9 protein-coding genes are annotated in these 17,406 nt (G+C 71.5%); 4 read left to right on the forward strand and 5 right to left on the reverse strand.

Annotated elements, in window-relative coordinates; genetic code table 11:
- The first annotated feature begins 160 nt into the window (after positions 1-160).
- The 3 genes from ACWD35_RS11780 (at position 161) to ACWD35_RS11790 (ending at position 3,479) form a co-directional block, all read left to right on the forward strand.
- Entirely contained in the window at positions 161-1,978 is a 1,818-nt protein-coding gene (locus ACWD35_RS11780; protein WP_451351017.1) for a GmrSD restriction endonuclease domain-containing protein, read from the forward strand.
- Positions 1,975-3,024: a CBS domain-containing protein gene (locus tag ACWD35_RS11785; protein ID WP_451351018.1), complete on the forward strand. Its 1,050-nt coding sequence runs from the start codon at positions 1,975-1,977 to the stop codon at positions 3,022-3,024. The genes ACWD35_RS11780 and ACWD35_RS11785 overlap by 4 nt, the downstream gene beginning before the upstream one ends.
- Positions 3,025-3,263: 239 nt before the next feature.
- Entirely contained in the window at positions 3,264-3,479 is a 216-nt protein-coding gene (locus ACWD35_RS11790; protein WP_451351019.1) for a hypothetical protein, read from the forward strand.
- Between the two features lie 42 nt (positions 3,480-3,521).
- Here the strand turns inward: ACWD35_RS11790 and ACWD35_RS11795 are convergent, their stop codons facing one another.
- A complete protein-coding gene (locus tag ACWD35_RS11795) occupies positions 3,522-3,785 on the reverse strand; it encodes a hypothetical protein (protein WP_451351020.1) in 264 nt (87 codons plus the stop codon).
- Positions 3,786-3,890: 105 nt separating this feature from the next.
- Here ACWD35_RS11795 and ACWD35_RS11800 point away from each other — a divergent pair, with 105 nt between their 5' ends.
- Positions 3,891-4,037, forward strand: coding sequence for a hypothetical protein (locus tag ACWD35_RS11800; RefSeq protein ID WP_451351021.1), 147 nt, complete (start codon positions 3,891-3,893; stop codon positions 4,035-4,037).
- 239 nt (positions 4,038-4,276) lie between these two features.
- On the opposite strand, the gene ACWD35_RS11805 is transcribed toward ACWD35_RS11800, so the two are convergent.
- From ACWD35_RS11805 to ACWD35_RS11820, 4 genes are all read right to left on the reverse strand, one after another.
- The gene (locus ACWD35_RS11805) at positions 4,277-5,002 is read right to left on the reverse strand and encodes a hypothetical protein (protein ID WP_451351022.1); all 726 of its coding nucleotides are present in this window, start codon (positions 5,000-5,002) and stop codon (positions 4,277-4,279) included.
- A gap of 489 nt (positions 5,003-5,491) precedes the next feature.
- Positions 5,492-6,700 carry an MFS transporter gene (locus ACWD35_RS11810; protein ID WP_451351023.1) on the reverse strand — a complete coding sequence of 403 codons (1,209 nt, stop codon included), beginning with the start codon at positions 6,698-6,700 and terminating at the stop codon, positions 5,492-5,494.
- A 7-nt stretch (positions 6,701-6,707) separates the two neighbouring features.
- Positions 6,708-7,898, reverse strand: a complete 1,191-nt coding sequence (locus ACWD35_RS11815; RefSeq protein WP_451351024.1) for a cytochrome P450 — start codon at positions 7,896-7,898, stop codon at positions 6,708-6,710.
- Positions 7,899-7,983: 85 nt separating this feature from the next.
- Positions 7,984-17,310, reverse strand: coding sequence for an amino acid adenylation domain-containing protein (locus ACWD35_RS11820; RefSeq protein ID WP_451351025.1), 9,327 nt, complete (start codon positions 17,308-17,310; stop codon positions 7,984-7,986).
- Positions 17,311-17,406 lie beyond the last annotated feature (96 nt).

The raw sequence follows: 17,406 nt of genomic DNA on the forward strand, positions 1-17,406 counted from the left end.
CCCCATATCCTCAACCACGGTTGTTATCAACGCAGTTCGCCTCGACGGCAATCGCCGATACGCCCGGTGATCTCGTTCTTCGGCGAACAGGTTGACGGTCACCGCAGAGCGCTGCTGGAATCACTCTCCGTACGCGCGAGCAGGGTGAGAAGAGAGACACATGGCGGCACTGGACAATCTGAAGCTCAGGGACGTACTCGCGGATGTCGCCTCCGGGGGGTTACAACTGCCCGACTTCCAGCGGAACTGGAAGTGGGACGACGACCGGATCAGGGCGATCATCGCGACAGTGACGCTGGACTACCCGCTCGGCGTGGTGATGACGCTGCAGACCGGCGGCGCCACCCGCTTCCGTTCCCGCACACTCACGGGGGCCCGCCCCGAGGGCGATCCGAAGGCGGACCTCCTCCTGCTGGACGGACAGCAACGCCTCACCTCCCTCTTCCAGGCACTGTGGCTGGACGCCCCGGTGGAGACGTCGGACTCCCGCGGCAAGCCCATCGAGCGCTGGTACTACGTCGACATCGAGAAGGCCGTCGGACCTTCCGCCGACCGCGACGAGGCGATCCTGTCCGTCCCGGCGGACAAGGTGCTCCGCGCCGACTTCAACCGCACGGTCGTGCTGGATCTGAGGACCAGGGAGGCGGAGTGCGCGGCGGGCCTCTTCCCGCTGCATCTCGTCTTCGACGCCCAGCGCGTGAACGACTGGAAGAAGGGCTACATCAAGGCGGACGAGGACCGGAACTGGGACCGGTGGGGCCAGTTCGACGACCTGGTCCTCCAGCAGGTCCGCGCCTTCCAGGTCCCGATGATCCGACTGGCCGCGTCGACCTCCATGGACGCGGTCTGCGCGGTGTTCGAGCGCGTCAACACCGGCGGCGTGCCCCTGAACGTGTTCGAACTGCTCACCGCCACCTACGCCGGCGACCCCGAGTACGTGGACCGTACCGGCGGCTACTACCAGCTCCCCGAGGTGTGGCGGGAGATCAAGGAAGCACTGGCGAGCAAGTACCCGGTCCTCGGCCGACTGGACAGCGGCCTGGAGAACGGCCTGAGCAGCATCGACTTCCTGCAGGCCATCGCGCTGGTCCGCACCTGGGAGCGCAAGGCGGCGGGCGTCGGGGCCACGGTGTCCTGCAAGCGCCGGGACCTGCTGGACCTGCCGCTGAACGACTTCGTCCGCCTGGCGCCCCAGCTCGCCGACGCCTTCGCCTGGGTCGGCGACTTCCTGGAACGCCAGTGCATCGTCCGCGCCAACGACCTGCCGTACAAGACGCAACTCGTGCCGCTCGCCGCGGTGCGGGCCATCCTCGGCGACGCGACCGACGGGCTGGGTCCCGAGGAGAAGATCGAGCAGTGGTACTGGTGCGGTGTGCTCGGTGAGATGTACAGCGGCTCCACCGAGACACGCTTCACCCGGGACGTGGAACAGCTCGTGGCGTGGATCAGGCAGGAGGACCGCGCGCCCGAGACCGTCGCCGACGCGTTCTTCTTCGCCGAGCGGCTCGACACCCTCACCACCCGCAACAGCGCCGCCTACAAAGGCATCTACACCCTGCTGGTCAGGCAGGGCGCGGTCGACTGGCACCACACGGACGCCCCGCTCAGCCCCGGACGGCTCGACGAGTACGTCGTGGACATCCGGCAGATCTTCCCCAAGACCTGGTTCCGCAGGGGCAACAGCCACGGCCTGCCGACGAACTCGATCGTGAACAAGACCCCGCTGTCCTACCGCGCCGCGATGAGCATGACGGGCGCGCCGTCGTCCTACCTCTCCACCCTCGTCGCGGCCTCCGACATGCGCCCCGAGTGGTTCGACGACGTGCTCGCCACCCACCTCGTCGATCCGGAGGCACTGCGCGAGAACGACTACGAGCGCTTCTACGCCGACCGTTCGCGTCAGTTGCTGGACCTGGTCCAGTCCGCCATGGGCAAGCGGACCATGCTCCGCGACTCCGCGGAGGGCGACGCCCGATGACCACCAGGCCCAGCGAGAAGGATCTCGCCTCACTCAAGGGCAGCACCGTGCCCGTGCAGGAGATCCTTGACCTGTTCCGGGTCCGGGTCCGGGACCACCGCACGGTGCACCTCATCTCGCAGGCACTGGCCGACGCAGGCCTGACGACCCTGCCCGACTTCGCCGTCTGCGGGCTGCGGAGCAGCGTCGACGTGGTGCCGCTCGCCTCCGTCCCCGCACAGGCCGGACCGGTCGAGCTCGAGAACGGCGATGCGGACGAGGACGACGAGGCCCTGCCCTCCCTCCCGCAGCGGCTGCTGCTCGGCGACGTCCCGTCGGCCAGGCGTGGCGTGCTGGGCGTCAACCCCGGCACCCCCTTGGGTCAGGCCACCTTCCTGATGCGCACCAAGAGCCTCTCCCAGGTACCGGTGACCACCGGCATGGCGCAGATCCACGGGGTGGTCACCTGGGGTTCGGTGGCCCGGATGTACGAGGCGGGGAAGCAGCCCACCCTGGACAACGCGATGGAGAAGGACTCCCTGCCCGTCGCGGACGCCCGCCAGGAACTCTTCGCCGCCCTCCCCGTGCTCAAGGAGCACGGCTATCTGCTCGTCCGCGGCGACGACGGCTGCCTGTCGGGCATCGTCACCGCAGCAGACGTCACCGAACGCTTCGAGGGCTCGGCCCGGCCCTTCTTCATCGTCGGGGAGATCGAGTCCTTACTGCGCCGCTGTCTGGGTGCGGCCCTGGACGAGGAAGCCGTCAAGGCCGTCCAGACGAACAAGAGGCCCGAACACCGCACCGGCCAGGTGACGGACCTGATGTTCGGCGACTACCTGAAGCTGCTGGACGGCGGCCAGACCAAGCAGGCCATGGCCGAGCGTGCCGACCGCAACTGGGAGGCCCTGAAGTGGCCCAACATGCCCCGCGAGCAGTTCGTCGGGCGCCTCAGACGGGTCAAGGACATCCGCAACCGGATCGCCCACTTCGACGAGAAGCCGCTTCCCCAGCAGATGATCGACGAGCTGACGACCTTCGCCAACGTGCTTCGGGCGTTCGTCTCGTGACCTTTCGCGGGCCGCAGCCAACAGGCGTACGTTGCAGGCGAGTTGGCTTCTCACTAGAGTAAGCGTGCGTAACTTCTGCACCCTCCCGGAGGCCTCTTTGACTTTCACGCTCTGTGCAGACCTACCGGCAACCAGCTGGTTGCGGGCTCCTTAGAGCTCGTCTGCGCATCGCTGGGAGCACGACTCACCTCGGTCAGCCGTGCCCGGTTCCAGCGAGCGAACAAGTCAATGGAGGAACGGTGTCGACTCACTCGACCCACCGGACGTGCAACCATCCCGGGCGCGACATCAGCATCGTCGCCCTCTGCTCCACTGTGGTGTCTCTCGGCGCGGCCGTCACGACCATGGCGCTGCACGCCGGCCCGTTGGTGATCCTTTCGAGCAGTGGCGGTGCGTTCGTCGCGATCGCCGGCATCGGGATGAACGTCCTCAACCATGTGAGGCGCAACGGTTAGCGTTCCTGGGGCGGCTCCTCAAGGGGCCGCCCCAGCTCACCATCAGTACGTGATCTCCGCCCACACGGTCTTCGTGTGGGCGTCGCGCTTCTCAAGCGACAGCCGGAGGTCCCGGCCGGGCAGTCGGCCGTGCGTGACGGCCGTGGCGGACTGGGAGGTCTGCGTGTCGTACGGGATCCCCCAAGCCGCGAGCCGTTCCGCGGTGAGGCGCCGGGCGAGACGGGCACCGCGCCCGGTGCTGCTCAGGCGGATGGTGAAGTGATCGGTGAGGGAGGGCTGTTGGCGGGCGGTATCGGCCGGTTGCATGTGGTGACCGTCTCGTCGCAGCCATGGTGGCTGCCGGATCGCCAGGCGGGTCCGTGCCCGACACCGGGTGTACCCAGGCGTCGTTGAGCAGGCTGGACCAGCACTGTGGCGGACCAGGTCGAACTGGTCCCGCAGGAGGGCCGTGTGCAGCCGGGCGGAACCGGCCCCGCACCCCTGCTCCTCGGAGGCTGCCTGTGGCTGGTGGTGTCCGCCACCAGCCTGGCCGTCCAGTTCCTTGCCCGGTACCTGTGACAGCCGCACCGAGCACGGCAGTTCACCACCGCGTCCGGCCTGGGCAGCACCGTCAACGCCGCCGGCATCGTCACCAGTGTGGTGCGATGCCCAGGTGGCGAAGTGCCGAGGCCGCTGCTGCGGCGCCGCACATTCCACGGGCTCCGGGTCCGGGCGGGGTGGCGGACCGGGCGCGGCGCTCACGGCTCTGACCGCGCCAGCTCTTTGGAGCCCTTGCCGCACACTCGCCGGGGGTGCGCTCAGCTCTTGCCACGCCACCCCCAGCGCGACACCTTGCGGACGTCGCCGGCCTTTGCCAGACCTTCGTCGGGGAAGGGAGCCGCCGCTGGGGCGGCTGCCGGCGCGCTGCGGGGCTGCAGCCCTTTCAGCTTCGCCCGCCAAGGGCCGTCCGCCCTCTCCAGCCTGATGACGGCCGGCCCCTCGGGCAGCGGCACGGTCTCCCGGCGGCTGCCGATCTCGTTGATGATGGTCTTGCGGCGGGGCAGGGTCGTCGGTTCGGTGTGGCCCGCCAGCTCGTACAGGGCGGCGATGAGGTTGTCATCGCCCTTGTAACGGATGGTGAGATCGGCCGGGCCTGCCGTATGCAGCAGAGCGTCGGGGCCGCGCCACTCCATCCACTCGTCCGTCAGCCGATGGGCGGCCGCGAGCGGCAACACCCGTATCTGCCACGGTCCTTCGGCCCGCAGACGCAGCCGCAGCGGTCCGCGTTGCGGGACCCGGGTGAGCAGCCGCCCCTGGAAGTCGTCCTCGGTGCTGTTGACGAGGGTCTCGCCATCCTTGTTGCCCCGGTTCAAGGAGAACAGTCCTGTGTACCCATCGCCCTTGATGGCGAGTTCGAAGACGACAGGACCGGGCGGAAGCCCGTCCACCTGGATCACGTCGTTGTCGCGACCGGTCTGCGTGTACGGCTCGAAGACCGGGCCGAACGACCAGTCCAGCGGCACAGCCGGGCTCGGGACCGCCACCGTTGGTGTGGGTACGACCGTGCTCGCCACCGCGACCGTCAATGTGGGAACGGCCGGAGGCGGCACCGCTGCCTGCGACGCTGGGCCATGGCCGAGGGGATGCTGTTCCAGCCCCGGCCCCGCCCCGTGATCGGCCGCAAGGCTGGAACGCCTCGACCGACGGCACGCCCGCATCCTGCGTCGTCCCGCTGTGCACCGAGCCGACGACAAGGACGCGGACGATCTCCTCCTCGATCGTGGTGAGCCCGGCCTCCAGCCAGGCCGTGCCGTCATCGCCCGCGGCCAGCCGCACCGTGCCCGACGGATGCACCGGTGCGCCGTGGAACACGACGTCCGCGTCCCCGTACGTCCGACGTAAACGAGTACGTCCGGAGCATGCCACAGGTCCCGAAGTGCTCACCGCGTTGGAGTCCATTCAGACGGACGACGCTCGGCAGCTCCTCACCTGCCTCAGTGCCGGCCTCACCGACGAGTCCATCGCCGCTGCCGTCAGTCGGCCGGGCGTACGGCCAGGTTCAGCAGGACCAGCGCGCACAGGCTCGCGCCCGCGGCGACCGCCAACAGCACCGTGCGCACCGCGAGGTGCTCGAACAGCACGCCCGCCACCGCGTAGGCGATCGGGCTCGCCACGAAGACGGCGGCGCCGAACACCGGGAGTACGTGCGGGCGCAGGTGCTCCGGCGGACGCAGCGTCAGGAGCGCCACGGCGGGCGCGGTCACGCCTGGCAGGAACATGCAGCCGGCCGCCACTGTCAGCGCCGCCGTGCCGGCCGGCTGGTTCCAGGGGAGGAGCCAGAGCAGGACCGCCGCGCCCACGCCGCCCGCCGCCGCGAAGCGGGTCGGTGAGATGCGGCGGGCCAGCCGGGCGACCACCACGGTGCCCACCGCGGTGCCGCCGCCCCACGCGGCCAGCAGCAGGCCCGCCACATGGGGGTCGGAGTCGTAGCGGCTCCTGGCCATGACCGGCAGTGCGAGCAGTACGACGGGCATGAGGGTGCCGTAGCCGAGCGCGGCGAGGGCCATCGTGCGCAGCACCCGGTCCTGGAAGAGATAGCGGACTCCCTCCGCCATGCGGTTCGCCGACATCGGCTCGGGCGCCGCCTCGCGGCGTGGCAGCCCGGTCAGCAGCGCGGCCGACACCGCGAACGAGGCGGCGTCGGCCCACAGCACGTTGAGCGCGCCGAACTGGCCGATCAGGAAGCCGGCGATCGCGGGGCCGACCAGCCGCGCCGACGAGGTCGCCGTCTCGAACAAGGCGTTGCCCGCGGTGACGACGCCCTCGTCCGAGCCGATGGCCTCGGCCAGCAGCATGCGCTGCGCGGAGAGGTAGGCCGCCGCGACGCAGCCGACGAGGGCCACGATCACCAGCAGCGCCCAGAACGGCAGCAGGCCCGCGCGGTACAGCACGGGCACGGCCGCCACCAGCACCGCGTCGACGACGTCTCCGACGATCGTGACACGGCGGGTGCCCCACCGGGCCACCAGCAGCCCGGCGGGCATGGCCAGCAACGGCACCGGCAGGATCTGGATGACGAACACCAGCCCCATCCGTGCCGGTGAGCCGCTGGTCATCAGGACGAACCACGGCAACGCCAGCGTTGTCATCTGGGTGCCGACCGAGGAGACGAACTCCGCGGCGATGACCCTGCGGAACTGCCAGCTCCGCAGGGGCGAGCGTTGCGCTGTCGCCGTTGTCACCGGTTGGTCACCACGCCACCGGCAGCCGGTGCACGCCGTACACGGTCATGTTGGAGCGCATCGGGATGTCCTCCGGCCGCTCGGCCAGGCGCAGCTCCGGGAAGCGCCGGAGCAGCGCGGTGTAGCCGATGCGCAGCTCCAGGCGCGCCAGCTGCTGCCCGAGGCACTGGTGGATGCCGTGGCTGAAGGTGAGGTGGGAGAGCCCGCCCTGGGTGACGTCGAGCCGGTCCGGGTCGGTGAACTGCTTCGGGTCGCGGTTGGCGCTGGGGAGGTGGATCAGCACCGTCTCCCCCTTGGGCAGGGTCACCCCGCCGATCTCGACGTCCTCGGTGGCGGTGCGCTGCACGCCCACGTGCACGACGGTGAGGTAGCGCAGCAGTTCCTCGACCGCGCCCTCGACGAGCGACTCGTCCGCGCGCAGCAGGTCCATCTGGTCCGGGTTGCTCAGCAGCGCGTACGTGCCGAGCGAGAGCATGTTCGCCGTGGTCTCGTGCCCGGCGACGAGCAGCAGGAGGGTGGCGCCGATCGCCTCGGGGAGGCTGATGTCCTCGCCCTCCACCAGCACGCTCAGTACGTCGTCGGCCGGTTCGGCCTGCTTGCGCATGAGCAGCTGGCTGGTGAGGTCGACGAGGTCCATCAGGGCCGCCTGGGCCTCCTGCGGGTCGATGTCCAGGCGCAGCAGCTTCTCGGAGCCGGCCTCGAAGCGTTCCCGGTCGCTGAACGGCACACCGAGCAGCTCGCAGATCACCTGCGAGGACACCGGCACCGAGTAGTCCGCGACCAGGTCCGCGGGCTGTCCCTTGCGGAACATCGCCTCGGCGTACTGCTCGGTGATCTCCTCGATGCGCGGCGTCAGCGCCCGCATCCGGCGCAGCGTGAACTGGCCGGCCAGCCGCTTGCGGAACCGGGTGTGCTCCGGCGGGTCCATGTGCTCGAACAGGCCCGGGATCTCCGCCTCCATGTCCTGCGCACGGTCGGACGGGAACGCCAGGTGCTTGTTGGTCGCGGCCGAGCTGAACCGCTTGTCGGACAGGATGTCCCGGCCCAGCTGGTAGTCGGTGACGAGCCAGCCCTCGTACCCGTCGGGGAAGGTCATCCGGCCGATCGGGCCCTGCGCGCGCAGCACCTCCGGCGGGTCGAACGGCCGCTCCCGCAACGTCGGCAGCCCGTTGGTGATGGGACAGGTCTTCTCGGTCACTTCTTCCTCCATGCCGCCGTCGTTGTGGGCAACGGCTCCGGTGATGGGTGGGACAGGTCAGGTGGGCCGGGTACCGGGTCGCTCTCTACCGGCCGGCCTCCTCTTCGGCTGCTGTGTCGTGCTCGGCCCGCACCCGGTCGCGCAGTTGCGAGACCGTCAGGTCCGGGTGGAGCGCGACCAGTTCGAGCACCCGCGGCCACTGGCGCACCAGCGCGCCCATGACCGGCGGCGCGATGGAGGCCGGCGAGTACACCCACAGGCCGCGCAGCTCGCCCTCGACCTCGCGGGCCACCAGGTAGAGGTCGAGGTTGTGCGGCTCGATGGCGGTGATCAGCCCCGGCAGCGGGCTCTCGTCGCCGACCTGCACGTCCAGCGGCGTCACCTCCAGCCCGTGCAGGGTCAGCGAGTTGCTGGGCACGCCGAGCAGGTTGAGCATCACGCGCAGGGGCAGCTGGTTGCCGTCCCCGATGACGCCGTCGAGCACGAGCGCGCGCATCGGCACGTTCTGGTGCGAGTAGGCGTCGAGCTCGTTCTGCAGGACCCGCTGGACCAGTTCGCGGAAGGTCGGGTCGTCCGCCATCCGCGAGCGGTTCAGGATGACGTTGATGAACGGGCCGACCATCGACTTGGTCTCCGGCCGTTCGCGGCCGGCCAGCGGGTGGCTCACCGCGATGTCCGTCGCGCCGGAGTAGCTGTGCAGCAGCACGTGGAACGCCGACATCAGCATCATGAACAGGGTCACGCCCTCGCGGCGGGCGGCCTCCTTCACCGCCGACATGACGTCCGCGCCGACGACGATGCTGTGGCTGTAGCCCTCGACGAAGTCGTCCAGCTGGTGCGCCGGTGCCTCGAAGTCGAGCGTGTGTGCCGCGCCGTCCAGCTCCCCGCGCCAGTGCTCGATGTGCTCGTCGAGCGCACCGCCGGCCAGCAGCGCCTGCTCCCAGGCCGCGTAGTCCAGGTGCTGGACCATCACGTCGGGAAGCTTCGGCCGGCGCGCCGTTTTGTGGGCCGCGTACAGTTCCGACAGCTCGTTGACGATCACGAGGAAGCCCCAGTGGTCCACCAGGATGTGGTGGGCCGTGAGGATCAGCGCGTGCTCCTGGTCGGAGAGCTGCATGAGCACGCCGCGGACCAGGTTGCCGTCCTCGATGCGCCACGGCCGCTCGGTCTCCGCGGTGAGCAGCTCACGCAGCTTCTCGTGCTGGGCCTGCCCCTGGTACGCGCGCAGGTCGACCGTGTCGATGGGCCAGGCGGGCCTGCCGTCGGCGAACTGGAGGGTGGCGGAGCCCCGTCGGACGTAGCGGGTGCGCAGGATGTCGTGCCGCTGCACCAGGTCGTCCAGGCCGCGGCGCAGCGCGGTGACGTCGAGTTGGCCACGCAGGCGCCATGCGGTGATGACGCCGTGGTGGGCGTGGTTGGGGCCCACCGGCTGGAGGAGGAACTCCAGTTGTCCGAAGGAGAGCCCGGCGCCGTCGCTGCGGTCGGCCTTGGGGATCGGCGCGTGCAGCAGGTCGGTCGCGCTGACGGCCGCGGTGTGCTCGTCGTCGTCGCGGACCAGCTCGACCGCGCCGTCCTCGACCGCGCGGGCGCATCGGGCGAGGGCGCGCAGCGCGTCGAACCAGGCCTGCGCGAGCTCGCGGACCTCGTCCTCGGCGAGCAGCGAGGGCGCCCAGCTCCAGTTGGCCACCAGCTGCGGGCCGTCCGGGCCGTCCTGGGTGACGGCGTTGACCTCCAGCGGGTACGGCAGCGGCCGGGCACCGGTGGTGCCCGGGGCGGGGTCGTCCCGCAGCGGCAGCCACGGCTTCTCCTCGTCGGTGACGGGCACCCGGCCGAGGTAGTTGAACAGCAGCTGCGGCGCGGGCAGTCCGGCCAGCAGCGGCCCGGTCTCCGGGTCGAGGTAGCGCAGCAGCCCGTAGCCGAGGCCGCGCTCCGGGATCGCCCGCAGCTGCCTGCCGGTGCGCGTGACCGCGGCGGCCAGCTCGCTGCCCGCCTCGGTCACCTCGTCCCAGGACAGCGTGGCGCAGTCGAGGCGGACGGGGTGGACGCTGGTGAACCAGCCCACCGTGCGGGACAGGTCGACGCCGTCGACCAGGTGCTCGTGCCGGCCGTGGCTCTCGACGTCAAGAACCACGCAGGCGCCGTCTTCGCCGGACCGGCGGGCGCGCCGGCGTCCGACGGCGAGTCCGAAGGCGGTCAGCAGTACGTCCTGGATGCCGCTGCGGAACACCGCGGGCACCTGGCCGACGAGCGGCGTGGTGTCCTCGGCCGGCAGGGTCACCGACAGCCGTCCCTCGGCGCCGGTGACGTCGCGGTCCGCGTCCGGCTCCCCGGCCACCAGCGGTACGGCGTCGCGGAGTATGCCCTGCCACACCGGGAGTTCGGGGCGGTGCCGTTCGATGCTCTCGCCGGAGGCCAGCCGGGCCGCCCAGCCGCGCAGCGACGTCGCCACCGGTGCGAGGACCGGCTCGCGGCCCGCGGCCACCGCGTCCCACGCGGCGGCGAGGTCGGCCAGCAGGATGCGCCACGAGACGCCGTCGACGGCGAAGTGGTGCACGGCGAGCAGCAGCCGGCCCGCGCGCCCGGCCCCGGCGTCGAACCACACGGGCTGGAGCATCGCTCCCCGGGCCGGGTCGAGCCGGTGCTTGGCGGCGGCCGTCTCCTCGGCGATCAGCGCCCGTGCGTCCGCGTCGGTCTTCCCGCCGATGTCCACGCGGCGCAGGATGTCCGCGACTTGGACCGTGCCGGGCTCGTCCGCGTGCAGCGACCACTGCCCGTCGGGCCCGGTCGCCAGCCGCATGCGCAGTGCGTCGTGCCGGTCGACGACCGCCTGCAGCGCCGCGGTCAGCCGCTCCTCGTCCACGTCGGACGGCAGGCCGACGGTCGCGGACAGGTCGAAGCCGACCATCGAGCCGCCCAGCTGCCGCTGCCGTTCCACGACGGGCAGCAGCGGGATCTCACCGGTGCCGATGTCCTCGACGCGTTCGCCGGTTTCCTCGTCGGCCGGCCTCGCCACCCGGGCGATGCCCTCCACCGTCTGGTGGGTGAACACGTCCCGGACGGTGAACACCAGCCCGGCCGTGCGGGCCTGGGCGACCAGCTGGGTGGCCTGGATGCTGTCGCCGCCCAGGTCGAAGAAGCCGACCTCGGCGCCGACCTCGGGCATCCCGAGCACCTCGGCGAACACCTCGGAGAGGGTGTGCTCGGCCGGCGTCGCCGCCGCCCGGGACTCGGTGTCCGCGCCGAGGTCCGGCGCGGGCAGCGCGCGGCGGTCGATCTTGCCGTTGGCGGTCATCGGGAAGGCGTCGAGCACCAGCACCGCGACCGGCACCATGTACTGCGGCAGCCGCTCGGCCATGAACGAGCGCAGCTCGGCGGGGGCGGTGTTTGCGCCGTCGGCAAGGACGGCGTAGCCGACGAGGTCCTTGCCGCCGGAGGGCTTCTCCCGCACCACCACGGCGGCGTCCGCCACGGCCGGGTGCGCACCGAGCGTCTTCTTGATCTCGTCCGGTTCGATGCGGAAGCCGCGGATCTTGACCTGGTCGTCGGTCCGGCCGACGTACACGAGCTGTCCGTCCGCGTTCCAGCGGACCAGGTCACCGGTGCGGTACATCCGTTCGCCCGGCGCGCCGTACGGGCAGGCGACGAAGCGCTGCGCGGTCAGGCCGGGCTGCCCGAGGTAGCCGCGGGCCAGTCCGGAGCCGGCGAGGTACAGCTCGCCGGGGACGCCGGCCGGCACCGGCCGCAGCGACTCGTCGAGCACGTAGGCGCGGGTGTCGTCCATCGGCGAGCCGATCGGCACGGTGCCCCCGGCCACCTCGCGGGTGTCCTGGAGCACGGCGAACGTCGTCGTCTCCGTCGGCCCGTAGATGTTGTAGAACACGGTCTCGGGACACGCGGCCCGGGCCTTGGCGAAGATGTGGGGCGCGTGGGCCTCGCCGCCGGCCATGACCTCGCGCAGCCCGGCCAGCGCGGTGGCGTCGCGCTCGACGAGCAGGTTGAACAGCGCGGTCGTGAAGAACGCGGTGGTGACGTCGTGTTCGCGGATGGTGCGCAGCAGCAGGTCCGGGTCGAGTTCGCCGGCCGGCGTGACGACCACCTCGCCGCCGGACAGCAGCGGCACCCACAGCTCGTAGGTGGAGGCGTCGAACGCGGACGGGGAGTGCATCAGTACGCGGGTGTGGTTGCCGCCGCGCCACTGGTGGTCGGCGGCGAGGCTCGCCACGTTCCGCTGGGTGATCGCCACACCCTTCGGCCGCCCGGTGGAGCCGGAGGTGTACATGACGTAGGCCATCCGGTCCGGCCCGCCCGCGGGCGTGAGGGCGCCGGCCCCGTCCACCACACCCTCCGCGGCGGACAGTTCAGCGGCCACGTCGAGCACGCGCACCCTGTCGACGTCGGGGTGTTCCAGCCCCTCGCCGTCCACCAGGAGCACGCTCGCCCCGGTGTCGGCCATGATCAGCCGCATGCGGGACTCGGGGTAGCGGGGGTCCAGCGGCACGTACAGGCCGCCGGCCTTGATCACGGCCAGGATCGCCACGGGCAGCCGCACGGAGCGCTCCATCAGCAGGCAGACCGCGTCCTCGCCGCCGTCGGCGCCGATCCCCAGCTCGCGCAGCCGCAGGGCGAGCCGGTCCGTGGCGGCGTCGAGTTCGCCGTAGGTCAGCCGCTCGTCGCCGCAGCTGACGGCCACGGCGTCCGGGGTGCGGGCCGCCTGCGCCGCGAACAGCCCGGCCAGCCCGGGCAGCTCGGCCGCGGGCACCTCGCTTTCGCTGCCGTTCCACTCCTCCAGCACGCGGTGCCGCTCGGCCGGGGTGAGCAGGTCGACGTCGCCGACCGGCCGGTCCGGGTCGGTGATCATCGCCAGCAGCACCTGGCGCAGCCGGCGCACCAACGTGCGCACCGTCTCCGGGTCGAAGACGTCGGCGTTGTACTCGATGCCGCCCTCGAGACCGGCCGGCGTGCCGTCGCCCGTGAGGCGCTCGTGCAGCAGGAAGACCAGGTCCATCCGTGCCGTGCCGGTGCCCATCACCATCGGCGCCGTCTCGACGCCGGGCAGGTCCAGGGTCTCGTCGGTGACGGTCTGCCAGGACAGCATGACCTGGACGAGCGGGTGGTGGGACATCGACCGGGCGGGGCTCAGGCTGTCCACGAGGGCCTCGAACGGGATGTCGCGGTGCGCCAGCGCGTCGAGGGTGCGTTCGCGCACCGCGCCGAGCAGTTCCCGGAACGTCTGACGGTCCGAGACCCGCGTGCGCAGGACGAGAGTGTTGGCGAAGAAGCCGATCAGGCTCTCGGTGGCCTGGTCGTCGCGTCCCGCGGTCGCCACGCCGACGGGGATGTCCGCACCGGCACCGAGGCGGCTGAGCAGCACCGCCAGCGCCGCGTCGAGCACCATGAACATGCTGACGTCGCAGCCGCGCGCCAGACGGGCCAGTCCCTCGTGCAGGTCCGCGTCCCACCGGAAGGTGAGCGTGTCCCCCTCGTGCGAGGCCTCGGCCGGGTACGGGCGGTCGACCGGGAGGGCGATCCGCTCCGGCAGGCCGTCCAGCACGCCGCGCCAGTGGTCGAGCTGGCGCGACCACGTGCTTTCGGGATCGTCCTGCGCGCCGAGGTACTGGCGCTGCCAGAGGGCGTAGTCGGCGTACTGCACGGGCAGCGGCGCCCATTCGGGTGCGTGGCCGGCGAGCCGCGCCCGGTAGGCGGTCGCCAGGTCGTGCCGCAGCGGGGCCAGCGACCAGCCGTCCGCGGCGATGTGGTGGACGACGACGGCCAGTACGTGCGTGTCGGCGCCGACCGTGAACAGCTCCGCGTGCAGCGGGATCTGCGTGGTCAGATCGAACGAGTACCGGACCGCGGCGGCCACCGCCTCGTCCAGGCCGGCCTCGTCGACCTCGGTCACCGGCAGCGCGGGCCGCGCCTGCTGAGGGTCGAGGACGTGCTGGGAGGCCCTGCCCGTGTCCGGGAAGACGGTCCGCAGCGCCTCGTGGCGGGCGACGACGTCGGCGAGGGCGGCCCGGAGGCAGTCCACGTCCAGCGCGCCGGTGAGGCGCAGCACCACCGGGAGGTTGTAGGTGGGCGAGGGGCCCTCCATCTGGTGCAGGAACCACAGCCGCCGCTGGGCGAACGACAGCGGGAGCGGGTCGGGGCGGCTCATCCGGGTCAGCGCTGGCCGCGCCTCGCCGCCGCCCTGCCGCAGCAGCTCGGCGAGCTGGGCCACGGTCTGCTTCTCGAACAGGGCGCGCACCGGGACCTCGGCGCCGAGCGTGGCGCGGATCCTCGCCACCAGCCGGGTGGCGAGCAGCGAGTGCCCGCCGAGGGCGAAGAAGCTGTCGTCGATGCCCACCCTGGGCACGTTCAGCACCTGGGCGAACAGGTCGCACAGGGCCGTCTCCTCGGCGTCGCGGGGTGCGACGTACGCCGTTGCCGCGCGGTTGTCCTGCCCCAGCTCGGGCGCGGGCAGCGCGCCTCGGTCGGTCTTGCCGCTCGGGGTACGCGGCATTGCGTCGAGGAACACGAACGCCGCCGGGACCATGTAGTCGGGGAGTTTCTCGGCGAGCGCGGCCCGCAGCCGGCGGCGCAGCTCGTCGGGTGCACCGGCCGCCGGGTCCGTCACCACGTAGGCGACCAGCCGCTGGTCGCCCGGCTGGTCCTCGCGGACCACGACGACCGAGTCCAGCACCTGCTCCTGCCACATCAGCACGGACTCGATCTCGCCGAGCTCGATCCGGTAGCCGCGCAGCTTGACCTGGTGGTCGATCCGGCCGAGGTAGTCGACGGTGCCGTCCACCCGGCGCCGTACCAGGTCGCCGGTGCGGTACAGACGGTCGGCGAGGTCGGACGCGAAGGGGTTGGCGATGAACTGCTTCGCCGTCAGCTCCGGCCGGTTGAGGTAGCCGCGCGCCAGCCCGGTGCCGCCGATGCACAGTTCGCCGGGGACGCCCGGCGGCACCGGACGGCCCTCAGGGTCGAGGAGGTGCACCTCGGTGTTGGCGATGGGCCGGCCGATGGTGATCGTGTCGTCCACGATCCGGGTGCCCAGCGAGTAGATCGTGGTCTCGCTCGGGCCGTACATGTTCCACAGGTCCACGCCCTTGGCCAGCAGGCGCCGCGCCAGGTCCGGGGGCAGCGCCTCGCCGCAGATCAGCCCGCGCAGCCCCGGGCTGCCCGGCCAGCCGGCGTCGAGCAGCATGCGCCACGTGGACGGGGTCGCCTGCATCATGGTCGCGCCGGTGGCGGCCATCTCCTCGGCCAGCAGCTTGCCGTCGGTGGCCACTTCGCGGGTGGCGAGCACCACGCGGGCGCCCTCGACCAGCGGCAGCAGCAGCTCCAGCGTCGCGATGTCGAAGGACAGTGTGGTGACCGCGAGCAGGCTGTCGCCGGTGTCGATGCCCGGCCACTGCTTCATGGCCCAGAAGAGGTTGCGCAGCGCGCGGTGCGGCAGCTGGACGCCCTTGGGACGCCCGGTCGAGCCGGACGTGTAGATCACGTAGGCGAGGTCCGGGCCCTCGACCGGCTCGCCGAGGGCCTCGGCGGACTCGGCGGCGAGCTCCTCGCGCAGCTCGTCCACGCACAGCGTCGTCGCCCCGGACTCCGGCAGGCCCGGCACCACCGAGCTCTGGGTGATCAGGACCGGCAGCCCGGAGTCCTCGATCATGAACGCCATGCGGTCCGCGGGCAGCTTCGGGTCGATCGGCACGTAGGCGCCGCCCGCCTTCAGTACGGCCAATACCGCGACGACCATGTCGAGCGAGCGCTCCAGGCAGACACCCACGAAGACGTCGCGTCCGACGCCGAGGCTCTTCAGCTTGCGGGCCAACTGGTTCGCCGACGCGTCGAGTTGGGCGTAGCTGAGCGTCTCCCCCTGGCAGTACACGGCCTCGGCGTCCGGCCGCAGCGTCGCCTGCTGCTCGATACGCTGGTGGGTGAGCAGCTGGTCGGGCCACTCGGCGCGGGTGTCCTCCCGCTCCCTGCGCTGTGCGCGCTCCTCGTCCCCGGTCAGCAGCGCGACGTCCAGGACCTGCTGCTCCGGGTCGGCGAGCAGGCTGTCCAGCAGCACCTTCAGGTGGCCGCCCATGCGGTCGATCGTGGCCGCGTCGAACAGCTCGGTGTTGTACTCGAACCAGCCGCTGAGCGCGTCGTCCTGCTCGAACACCTGGAGTTCGAGGTCGAAGCGCGCCGTGGAGCCGGCGACCTCCATCAGCTCGAAGCGCAGCCCGCCGACGTCGACCTGGGGTATCGGGATGTTCTGGAACACGAACGACACCTGGAAGACCGGCGACCTCGACAGGTCCCGCTCCGGGGCCAGCTCCTCCACCAGCCGCTCGAACGGAACCTCCTGGTGGGCGAAGGCGTCGAGGGCCGCGCCGCGCACCCGGCCGAGCAGCTCGGTGAACGTCGGGTTGCCGGAGACGTCGCCCCGGATCGCGAGGGTGTTGACGAAGTAGCCGATGAGCCGCTCGACCTGGGACTGCCCACGGTTGGCCACCGGGACGCCGACGACGATGTCCTCCTGCCTGCTGTACCGGTGCAGCAGTACGACGTAGGCGGCGAGCAGGGTCATGAACGGGGTGACGCCGGCGCGCCGGCTCAGCTCGCGCACCCCGTTCATCTCCTCGGAGGAGAGGTGGAAGGGGCGTGAGCCGCCCGCCGTGCTCAGTACGGCGGGGCGCGGCCGGTCGGTGGGCAGTTCGAGGATCGGCGCGGCGCCCTCAAGGGTCTTCTTCCAGTGCTCCAGCTGGGTCGCGAAGCCCGAGCCCGCGAGCTTCTTGCGCTGCCAGGCCGCGTAGTCGGCGTACTGGACGGGCAGTTCGGGCAGTTCGGCCTCGGTACCGGTGACGTAGCCGTGGTACAGGGCCGCCAGCTCGCCGAAGAGCACCGAGGTCGACCACAGGTCGGCGACGATGTGGTGCATGGTGAGCAGCAGGACGTGCTCGTCGGCGGCCAGGCGCAGGAACTTCATCCGCATGAGCGGCCCGGTGCCCAGGTCGAAGGGGCGGGCGAACTCCTGGCGGGCCAGCTCCCTGATGCCCTCCTCGCCGTCGGGGCCGCGCAGGTGCCCGCACTCCACGACGGTCAGTTCCAGCTCGCCGGAGTCGTGCACGACCTGCACGGGCTCGCCGTCGGTCTCGTCGAAGGTGGTGCGCAGGGACTCGTGCCTGCGGACGATCTCGGCGAGGCTGCGGCGCCAGAACTCCACGTCGAGCGGTCCGTGCACGCGCACCGCCGCCGGGATGTTGTAGGCGGCGCTGCCCGGGTTGAGCTGGTCCAGGAACCACATGCGCTGCTGGGGGAACGACGCGGTGAACCGCCGCTTGCGCGCCGGTGGCCGGTCGCCGCCCTTGCGCCGCAACCGCTCCGCGAGCAGCGCGCGCTTCTGCTCCGGTGTGAGGCTGGTCAGGTCGATGTCGGTCATGCGCGGGGCTCCTGATCGTCGGTCGCGGCGGCGGACTCCGCCTCTCTGCTGAGCTGCTTTCCGGGGTGGTTCTCGAGCGGTACGACCCGGGTGCGG

The organism is Streptomyces sp. NPDC002671 (genome assembly GCF_053592475.1).